Below are 9,010 nucleotides of genomic sequence, written 5' to 3'. Positions count from 1 at the left end.
GCACCGTCCGCGCCCGCGCCGTCGGAGCCCGCCCCGGCCGCGTCGGTCGTCGCCGACCCGCCGCACGAGCGGACCGCCGCGGCCTCCGGGACGCTGTCCGTGCCGGACCTGACGAAGTCCGCGCCCGAGGCGCAGCCGCTGCCGCCGCGAGCCGAGCAGCTCCAGCTGCGCGGGGACATCACGTACGCGCTGCCCTCGCTGGACCTGCTGGAGCGGGGCGGTCCGGGCAAGACCCGCAGCGCCGCGAACGACGCGGTCGTGGCCTCGCTGAGCAACGTGTTCACCGAGTTCAAGGTCGACGCGCAGGTCACGGGCTTCACCCGGGGCCCGACGGTCACCCGCTACGAGGTGACCCTCGGCGCCGCGGTGAAGGTCGAGCGGATCACGGCGCTGGCGAAGAACATCGCCTACGCCGTGGCCTCCCCGGACGTGCGGATCATCAGCCCGATCCCCGGCAAGTCGGCGGTCGGCATCGAGATCCCGAACACCGACCGCGAGATGGTGAACCTGGGGGACGTCCTGCGCCTCGCGGACGCCGCCGAGGACGACCATCCGATGCTGGTGGCGCTCGGCAAGGACGTCGAGGGCGGCTACGTCATGGCCAACCTCGCGAAGATGCCGCACGTGCTGGTCGCCGGCGCGACGGGCTCCGGCAAGTCGTCCTGCATCAACTGCCTGATCACCTCGGTGATGGTACGGGCGACCCCGGAGGACGTCCGGATGGTGCTCGTCGACCCCAAGCGGGTCGAGCTGACCGCGTACGAGGGCATCCCGCACCTGATCACGCCGATCATCACCAACCCGAAGAGGGCGGCCGAGGCCCTCCAGTGGGTGGTCCGCGAGATGGACCTGCGCTACGACGACCTGGCCGCCTTCGGCTACCGGCACATCGACGACTTCAACCAGGCGATCCGGGACGGCAAGATCAAACTGCCGCCGGGCAGCGAGCGGGAGCTGAACCCGTACCCGTACCTGCTGGTGATCGTCGACGAGCTCGCGGACCTGATGATGGTGGCGCCGCGCGACGTGGAGGACTCGATCGTCCGGATCACCCAGCTCGCCCGCGCGGCCGGCATCCACCTGGTGCTCGCCACGCAGCGGCCCTCCGTGGACGTGGTGACGGGTCTGATCAAGGCCAACGTGCCCTCCCGGCTCGCCTTCGCCACCTCCTCGCTCGCCGACAGCCGGGTCATCCTGGACCAGCCGGGCGCCGAGAAGCTGATCGGCAAGGGTGACGGACTGTTCCTGCCGATGGGAGCGAACAAGCCGGTCCGTCTCCAGGGCGCGTTCGTCACCGAGGACGAGATCGCCGGGATCGTCCAGCACTGCAAGGATCAGATGGCGCCCGTCTTCCGGGACGACGTGACCGTCGGGCAGAAGCAGAAGAAGGAGATCGACGAGGAGATCGGCGACGACCTCGACCTGCTGTGCCAGGCCGCGGAACTCGTCGTCTCCACCCAGTTCGGCTCCACCTCGATGCTCCAGCGCAAGCTGCGCGTCGGTTTCGCCAAGGCGGGGCGACTCATGGACCTGATGGAGTCGCGGGGGATCGTCGGCCCGAGCGAGGGTTCGAAGGCGCGCGACGTCCTGCTCAAACCGGACGAGCTGGACGGCGTGCTCGCCGTGATCCGGGGCGAGGACACGCCGTAGAACGGGGGTCCGTCCGGCTCACTCGACCGTATGGGATCGGCGGGCAACCGTTTCCCTTGGGCGTGCGTCAAGTTGAGGAGACGACGGGGGTCCTCCCGAAGCCATTCGGATGGCGTAGGAAGAGGACCCTCCGGTTGCCCCACCCTTTCGTCACCCCCCTAGACTGGTAAGCCAGCAGGTGGCTACACGCTCGAAAGGCGCCCTCGTGTCCATCGGCAACTCCAACTCCCCCGAAGAAGAGCGGCCTTCGACCGACGACCGGTCCGAGGACCGCATCGTCGAACGTTCCGTCGAAGAGCCGTCGATCGGGACGGCCCTCAAGAAGGCCCGGATCGCCGCCGGGCTCACCGTCGACGAGGTCAGTTCCACCACCCGCGTGCGCATCCCGATCGTGCACGCGATCGAAGAGGACGACTTCACGCGCTGCGGCGGCGACGTCTACGCCCGCGGTCACATCCGTACGCTCGCCCGCGCCGTGCACCTCGATCCGGCACCCCTGATCGACAGCTACGACGCGGCCCACGGCGGCCGGCCGGCACCCACCCCCGCCGCGCCGATGTTCGAAGCCGAACGCATCCGTCCCGAACGGCAGCGGCCCAACTGGACCGCCGCCATGGTCGCCGCCATCGTCGCCGTGATCGGCTTCGTCGGCTTCACCGCCTTCAGCGGTGGCGACGCCCAGAGCAAGCGTCCGCTGGCGGAAGGTTCCGCCTCCCCGAAGCCCGCACCCAAGCAGACGGCGGGCAAGCCCGCCGCCCAGCCCCAGCAGACCCCGCAGGCGCCCAAGCCGACGCCGTCCGACAGTGCCATCGCAGCGGCTCCCAAGGACCTCGTCACGGTGGTCCTGACGGCCAGCGAGGGTGAGAGCTGGATCTCCGCGAAGGACCACAGCGGGCGACTGCTGTTCGACGGAACCCTCGCGCAGGGCGAGTCGAAGACCTTCACGGACAAGGAGTCGATCGACCTCGTGCTCGGTGACGCCGGGGCCGTGAACCTCTTCGTGAACGGCAAGGAGATCAAGGACAGCTTCCAGCCCGGTCAGGTGGAACGTCTCACCTACACCAAGGAAGATCCGCGCCAGGGTCAGGCCCAGGCGGGCTGACCAGCGCGGAACAGTAAATTCCAGATCCCCGGGACGTCGCGCGGCACCCGCCGCCGGCCCCGGGGATCTTGTCGTGGCGGGACGTGGGGCGGGGGCCGGGGTCGGGACGAAGTAGTCTTGAGTCCATGCCCGAACGCCGTACCGTCGCCCTTGTCACTCTTGGCTGCGCCCGTAACGAGGTGGACTCGGAGGAGCTCGCAGGCCGCTTGGCGGCGGATGGCTGGGAGCTCGTCCAGGACGCCGCCGACGCGGACGTAGCCGTCGTCAACACCTGCGGCTTCGTCGAAGCCGCGAAGAAGGACTCCGTAGACGCCCTGCTCGAAGCGAACGACCTGAAGGACCACGGCAGGACCCAGGCCGTGGTCGCCGTCGGCTGTATGGCCGAGCGCTACGGCAAGGAACTCGCCGAAGCGCTCCCCGAGGCCGACGGAGTCCTCGGTTTCGACGACTACGCCGACATCTCCGACCGCCTCCAGACCATCCTCAACGGCGGCGTCCACGCCTCCCACACCCCGCGCGACCGGCGCAAGCTGCTGCCGATCAGCCCGGCGGAGCGCCAGGACGCCACTGTGGCCCTGCCCGGCCACGCGCAGGAGCCCGAGGCCGCCCCGGCCGACCTGCCCGACGGCCTCGCCCCCGCCTCCGGGCCGCGCGCGCCCCTGCGCCGCCGGCTCGACAAGAGCCCCGTGGCCTCGGTGAAGCTGGCCTCGGGCTGCGACCGCCGCTGCTCCTTCTGCGCCATCCCGTCCTTCCGCGGCTCCTTCATCTCCCGCCGCCCCAGCGACGTGCTCGGCGAGACGCGCTGGCTGGCCGAGCAGGGCGTCAAGGAGGTCATGCTGGTCTCCGAGAACAACACCTCGTACGGCAAGGACCTCGGCGACATCCGACTGCTGGAGACCCTGCTGCCGGAGCTCGCCGCCGTCGACGGCATCGAGCGCGTCCGCGTCAGCTACCTCCAGCCCGCCGAGATGCGGCCGGGCCTGATCGACGTACTCACCTCGACCCCCAAGGTCGTCCCGTACTTCGACCTCTCCTTCCAGCACTCGGCCCCCGACGTGCTGCGCTCCATGCGCCGCTTCGGGGACACCGACCGCTTCCTGGAGCTGCTGGACACCATCCGCTCCAAGGCCCCGCAGGCCGGCGTCCGGTCCAACTTCATCGTCGGCTTCCCCGGCGAGAAGGAGTCGGACTTCGCCGAGCTGGAGCGTTTCCTCACGCACGCCCGCCTCGACGCCATCGGCGTCTTCGGCTACTCGGACGAGGACGGCACCGAGGCCGTCACGTACGACGGGAAGCTGGACGCGGAGACCATCGCCGAACGCCTCGCCCACATGCAGCGCCTCGCCGAGGAGCTCACCTCGCAGCGCGCCGAGGAGCGCATCGGGGAGACCCTGGAGGTGCTCGTCGAGACGGTAGTCCCGCTCGACGAGGCCGAGGAGGGCGAGGGTGCCTACGGGCGCGCCGCCCACCAGGCCCCGGAGACCGACGGCCAGGTCGTCTTCACCGACGGCACGGGACTGGTTCCCGGGCGTATCGTCACGGCAAAGGTGGTCGGCAGCCTCGGCGTCGACCTGGTGGCCGAGCCCCTGGGCATGGAATTTGAGGAGGCGGCCGGATGACCGGAGTCCCGGCATCGGCGGCGGGCGGGACCGGCCGCCGGCCCGCGCCCGGCACCAAGCTCGGGACTGCGGCCGTCAACCAGGCCAGCCTGTGGAACATCGCCAACATCCTGACGATGATCCGGCTCGTCCTCGTGCCGGGATTCGTCATGCTGCTGCTCGCCGACGGGGGCTACGACCCCGTCTGGCGGGCGTGGGCGTGGGCGGCCTTCGCCGTCGCCATGATCACGGACATCTTCGACGGCCACCTCGCGCGGACCTACAACCTGGTCACCGACTTCGGGAAGATCGCCGACCCCATCGCCGACAAGGCGATCATGGGCTCGGCGCTCATCTGTCTCTCCTGGCTGGGTGACCTGCCCTGGCTGGTGACCGGGGTGATCCTGGGCCGGGAGCTCGGCATCACGCTGATGCGCTTCTGGGTCATCCGCTACGGAGTGATCCCGGCCAGCCGGGGCGGCAAGCTGAAGACCCTCGCCCAGGGCACGGCCGTGGGCATGTACGTCCTCGCGCTCACCGGACCGCTGGCGACCATGCGGTACTGGGTGATGGCGATCGCCGTCGTGCTGACCGTGGTCACCGGTTTGGATTACATCCGGCAGGCCGTCGTCATGCGTCGCGCCGGACTGGCCGCGGAGCGGGCCTCGAAGTGATGTACGGGGCGGGGGACGGGCCGGGGGTCGCACGGGCGGCCGAAGGCGCCACGGGGGTGGCGGGGGACGTACTGAGGCTGCTCGCGGAGAGTGATCAAACGGTCGCCGTGGCGGAGTCGCTGACCGGAGGGATGGTCGCGGCCGAGCTGACGGCGGTTCCGGGTGCCTCCCGCTCCTTCCGCGGCTCGGTCACGGCGTACGCCACGGAGCTCAAGCACCGCGTCCTCGGGGTGGACGCGGGGCTACTGGCGGCCGAAGGCGCGGTGAACGCGCAGGTCGCGCAGGAGATGGCCGACGGGGTGCGGCGCGTCATGGGCGCTTCGTGGGGGATCGCTACCACCGGAGTGGCCGGTCCGGACCCTCAGGACGGGCAGCCGGTGGGCACCGTCTTCATCGCCGTGGCAGGTCCGGGGGGCAGGAAAACGGCCCGGCTGCGGTTGAACGGCTCCCGTACGGAAATTCGTAGGGAGAGTGCACGGACTGTGCTCGAACTGTTGTCGAGCGAACTCCGCGAGAATCTGCGGGGGCAGGATACGGAACGGAACGGGGGGATTTGATGTTTGCAGCCCTGAGTGAACACGACATCGCTCCCCGCACGGCCGCGGCGCGAGGCGGTACGGTGGGGCGTGAAGGTTACGGCTACACGGTCAGAGGAGGGAGCCACCGATGATTCTGCTCCGTCGCCTGCTGGGTGACGTGCTGCGTCGGCAGCGCCAGCGCCAGGGCCGTACTCTGCGCGAAGTCTCCTCGTCCGCCCGAGTTTCGCTCGGCTATCTCTCCGAGGTGGAGCGGGGGCAGAAGGAGGCATCCTCCGAGCTGCTCTCCGCGATCTGCGACGCGCTGGACGTACGGATGTCCGAGTTGATGCGCGAAGTCAGCGACGAGCTGTCGTTGGCCGAGCTTGCGCAGTCGGCAGCTGCAAGCGAACCGGTGCCGGCACCGGTGCGCCCGATGCTCAATTCCGTCTCCGTGGCCTCGGTCACGGGACCGGAGCGGGTGACCATCAAGGCACCCGTGGAAGCGGTGAACGTCGTAGCCGCTTGAGTGCACGTGAGCATGTGAGTGTGGCGGGAGCCCCGGGTGGTGCGTGAAGCACCGGCCCGGGGCTCCTTGCCGTGCGGGGGCCGTCGGGGCGACGTGGCGGGCGTTCTGGGTGCGGGGGGCGGGACGGTGCGGGAGGATGGGCCCGTCCGGGATCCGGCCCGCTGGGAGGTGGCCGTGCGGCGGTTGCTCATACCCCTCGCCCTGGCGATGGGCGTGCTGTGGTGGTGGGCCGTGCTGCGGCTGGCGCTGGCACCGGCCGAGTCCGGGCCCGTGGAGGGCGCGGTGGCGGTGGGCGGCTGGGGGCTGGGGCTGCTGCCGGTGCACTGCGCGCGGCGGGCGGACCGGGGGCGGGCCGGGGCGGAGGCCGCGGCCGGGGTCACCAGGGCATCGACACTCCACCGTTCGGGCGAAGGATCTGGCCCGTCATGAAGGACGAGGCGTCGCAGGCGAGGTAGAGCACGGCCTGGGCGATGTCCTCGGGCTCGCCGACCCGGCCCAGCGGGGACATGCGCACCATCGTCGCCTCGGTCCGTTCCAGGACCTCGGCGCTGTGCCGGCCGGTCATCGGGGTGCGGATCCAACCGGGGGCCACGGCGTTGACGCGGATGCCGTGCGGCCCGCTCTCGGTGGCGAGGGTCTTCGTCAGCTGGATCACGGCCGCCTTGGCGGCGCTGTAGCAGAGCAGGCCGGGCTGGGCCGCGTCCACGGCCCCGGAGGCCATGGTGATCACCGAGCCGGGGCGGCCCGCGGCGATCATGGCGCGGACGCCTTCCTGGCAGGTGCGCAGCACCCCCTTGAAGTTGACGTCCAGGATCCGGTCGAGGTCCTCGTCGGTGGTCTCCAGGACGGTGCTGGTGTGCATGACCCCGGCGATGGCGGCGACGACGTCGAGCGGCCCGGCCGCGGCGACGGCAGCCCGCAGGGCGGCGCGGTCGGTGACGTCGAGGGGGTGGCCGGTGGCGGCCCCGCCGGCCCCGGTGATCTGTGACGTCGTCCCGGCGAGGCCGAGCTCGTCGCGGTCCGCGCAGTGCACGGTCGCGCCCGCCCGGGCCAGCAGCACGGCGGTGGAGCGGCCGATGCCGCTGGCGGCCCCGGTGACGAAGGCGGTGCGGCCGGTGAGGTCGTACGCGATGGCGGGTGTGGGCATGCAAGGGACCGTACGAGTGAATCTGACGGGTCGTCAACCGGTGCGGCGGTGCCCGACGGGCGCGGGGGCGGGCCCGAACTGGCAGCGCGGGCACCAGTACGTGGGGCGATCGTCCTGCGGGGCCTCGCGGACGGAAGTGCCGCAGCGCAGGCAGGGGCGGTGGGAGCGGCCGTAGACGAACAGCTCCCGGCCGGGGACGCGGCTGCCGGTGGTGGAGCGCCGTCCGTGCTCGCCGATGTTGGCGGCCAGCAGGCGCTGGGCCGCGGCCGCGAGACGGGGGAGGGTGACCTCGGGATCGGGGAGCGCGCCGACCGGGGTCCAAGGGGTCACCTGGGCCAGGAAGCAGGCCTCGGACTTGTAGATGTTGCCGATGCCGGCCAGGTTGCGCTGGTCGAGCAGGGCCTCGCCGAGGGGGCGGTCCGGGTCGGAGAGCAGGTTGGCGGCGGCCTGCCCGGGGTCCCAGTCGGGGCCGAGGAGGTCGGGTCCGAGGTGGCCGACGACCTTGTCCTCGTCGGCGGTGCGGAGCAGTTCGAGGACGGGCAGCCGGTAGCCGACGGCGGTGGTGTCGGCGGTGCCGAGGACGGCGCGGATCTCGTACGCGGGGCCACCGCGCCACTTCTCGCCCGGGGCGAAGACGTGCCAGGCACCGTCCATGCGCAGGTGGCTGTGGAGGGTGAGGCCGCCTTCGAGGCGGGCGAGGAGGTGCTTGCCGCGCGGGGTGACGTCCAGGGTGGTGCGGCCGGTGAGGTCGGCGAGGGCGAAGCGCGGGACGCGCAGGTCGCTGAGGGTGAGCGGCTTGCCGGCGAGGGCGGTGTGGAGGCGGCTCGCCGCGCGGTGGACGCTGTCTCCTTCGGGCATGGGGCCATTGTCGCGCCGGGCGGCCGCCGGTGCGGGCGGGTGGCGGTCCGGCGGGGGCGGGCCGGCGGTGCCGCGCGGGGTGACGTCCAGGGTGGTGCGGTGGGGCGCGGGGGCCGGACGTCGAAACCCCCGCGGGCAGGTGCCGCGGGGGTTTCCGGGACCGGTGGTGAGGAGGGCCCGGGGCCGATCCCCTACTTCCAGACGAGTTCCTTGTTCTTGCTGAGGATGTTGTACGGCTCGCCCCAGTACTGGGCGGCGGTGACCTTCGTCTGGGCCGACGGGGCGAGGGCTATCGCGCAGCTGGTCTGCGTCTTGCCGTTGGTGAAGCCCTTCGGCAGCGACTCGTTCGGGCACTTCTCGAACTTCCCGATGACGGACACGCCCTGGGCCTCGCTGCCGTCCGGGAGGAGGCCCTTGATGTGGCCCACGGAGGTGTGGGACAGGTCCACCGTGCCGGTGTTCTGGACCGAGTAGCGGACGTAGTAGGGGATCATCCCCTTCACCTTGTCGCCTAGCTTCAGGACGTCCAGGTCGGCCGGGTTGCCCTGCTCGATCGCGGTGACGGTGAGGGCGATCCGGCCGCCCTTGGTGCTGCCGTAGTCGAACGGGATCTGCGCGGCCTCGCCGATCTTGAACTGCTGGCCCGACTTCGCCGTGCCGTTCGCTCCCGGCACGGAGGCCCCTCCGGTGCTCGCCGACGAGCTCGGGGCGGCCGGGCTGCTGGGCTGGTCCGAGGGCGTGGCGGGCTGGGAGGGCTGGGTGGCGGAACTGCTGGGCTGCGCCGCGGGGAGTTCCTCGTTGCCGTTCTTGCAGCCCGTGAGGGCCAGGGTGCCGGCGACCGCCAGGCCGACCGCGCCCAGGGTGGTTCCGCGCATGCTGATGGTGCTCACTCTTCGTTCCCCCATGTTGGCGCACCGCCCGTGCGGTGCTCTGATCA

Annotated in this window: 10 protein-coding genes; 7 read left to right on the top strand and 3 right to left on the bottom strand. The window is 71.4% G+C overall.

Going from position 1 to position 9,010, the window contains the following annotated elements; genetic code table 11:
- The 7 genes from NOD94_RS28525 to NOD94_RS28495 all read left to right on the top strand — a co-directional run.
- On the top strand, positions 1-1,650 hold a 1,650-nt coding region (locus NOD94_RS28525; protein WP_281209001.1), incomplete at its 5' end, for a DNA translocase FtsK.
- 205 nt (positions 1,651-1,855) lie between these two features.
- Positions 1,856-2,752, top strand: a complete 897-nt coding sequence (locus NOD94_RS28520) for a helix-turn-helix domain-containing protein (protein ID WP_281209000.1) — start codon at positions 1,856-1,858, stop codon at positions 2,750-2,752.
- A gap of 125 nt (positions 2,753-2,877) precedes the next feature.
- On the top strand, positions 2,878-4,371 hold the full coding sequence (gene rimO / locus NOD94_RS28515) for a 30S ribosomal protein S12 methylthiotransferase RimO (protein ID WP_281208999.1): 1,494 nt from the start codon (positions 2,878-2,880) through the stop codon (positions 4,369-4,371).
- Positions 4,368-5,024 carry a CDP-diacylglycerol--glycerol-3-phosphate 3-phosphatidyltransferase gene (gene pgsA / locus NOD94_RS28510; protein ID WP_281208998.1) on the top strand — a complete coding sequence of 219 codons (657 nt, stop codon included), beginning with the start codon at positions 4,368-4,370 and terminating at the stop codon, positions 5,022-5,024. The genes rimO and pgsA overlap by 4 nt, the downstream gene beginning before the upstream one ends.
- A complete protein-coding gene (locus tag NOD94_RS28505; protein ID WP_281209007.1) occupies positions 5,024-5,581 on the top strand; it encodes a CinA family protein in 558 nt (185 codons plus the stop codon). Before pgsA ends, NOD94_RS28505 begins: the two co-directional genes overlap by 1 nt.
- Positions 5,582-5,690: 109 nt before the next feature.
- Positions 5,691-6,068, top strand: coding sequence for a helix-turn-helix transcriptional regulator (locus NOD94_RS28500; RefSeq protein WP_281208997.1), 378 nt, complete (start codon positions 5,691-5,693; stop codon positions 6,066-6,068).
- Positions 6,069-6,275: 207 nt separating this feature from the next.
- A complete protein-coding gene (locus tag NOD94_RS28495; RefSeq protein ID WP_281209006.1) occupies positions 6,276-6,497 on the top strand; it encodes a hypothetical protein in 222 nt (73 codons plus the stop codon).
- Here NOD94_RS28495 and NOD94_RS28490 read toward each other — a convergent pair.
- The 3 genes from NOD94_RS28490 to NOD94_RS28480 form a co-directional block, all read right to left on the bottom strand.
- The gene (locus tag NOD94_RS28490) at positions 6,445-7,215 is read right to left on the bottom strand and encodes an SDR family NAD(P)-dependent oxidoreductase (RefSeq protein WP_281208996.1); all 771 of its coding nucleotides are present in this window, start codon (positions 7,213-7,215) and stop codon (positions 6,445-6,447) included. The genes NOD94_RS28495 and NOD94_RS28490 overlap by 53 nt on opposite strands.
- A 33-nt stretch (positions 7,216-7,248) precedes the next feature.
- A complete protein-coding gene (locus NOD94_RS28485) occupies positions 7,249-8,073 on the bottom strand; it encodes a DNA-formamidopyrimidine glycosylase family protein (protein ID WP_281208995.1) in 825 nt (274 codons plus the stop codon).
- Between the two features lie 191 nt (positions 8,074-8,264).
- Positions 8,265-8,963, bottom strand: a complete 699-nt coding sequence (locus tag NOD94_RS28480; protein ID WP_281208994.1) for a hypothetical protein — start codon at positions 8,961-8,963, stop codon at positions 8,265-8,267.
- Positions 8,964-9,010: the final 47 nt, after the last annotated feature.

It is taken from the genome of Streptomyces sp. Isolate_45 (genome assembly GCF_024721315.2).
Classification (GTDB): domain Bacteria; phylum Actinomycetota; class Actinomycetes; order Streptomycetales; family Streptomycetaceae; genus Streptomyces.
Note: the sequence above shows the minus strand (reverse complement) of the source record. Positions and strands in the feature narration are given on the sequence as shown.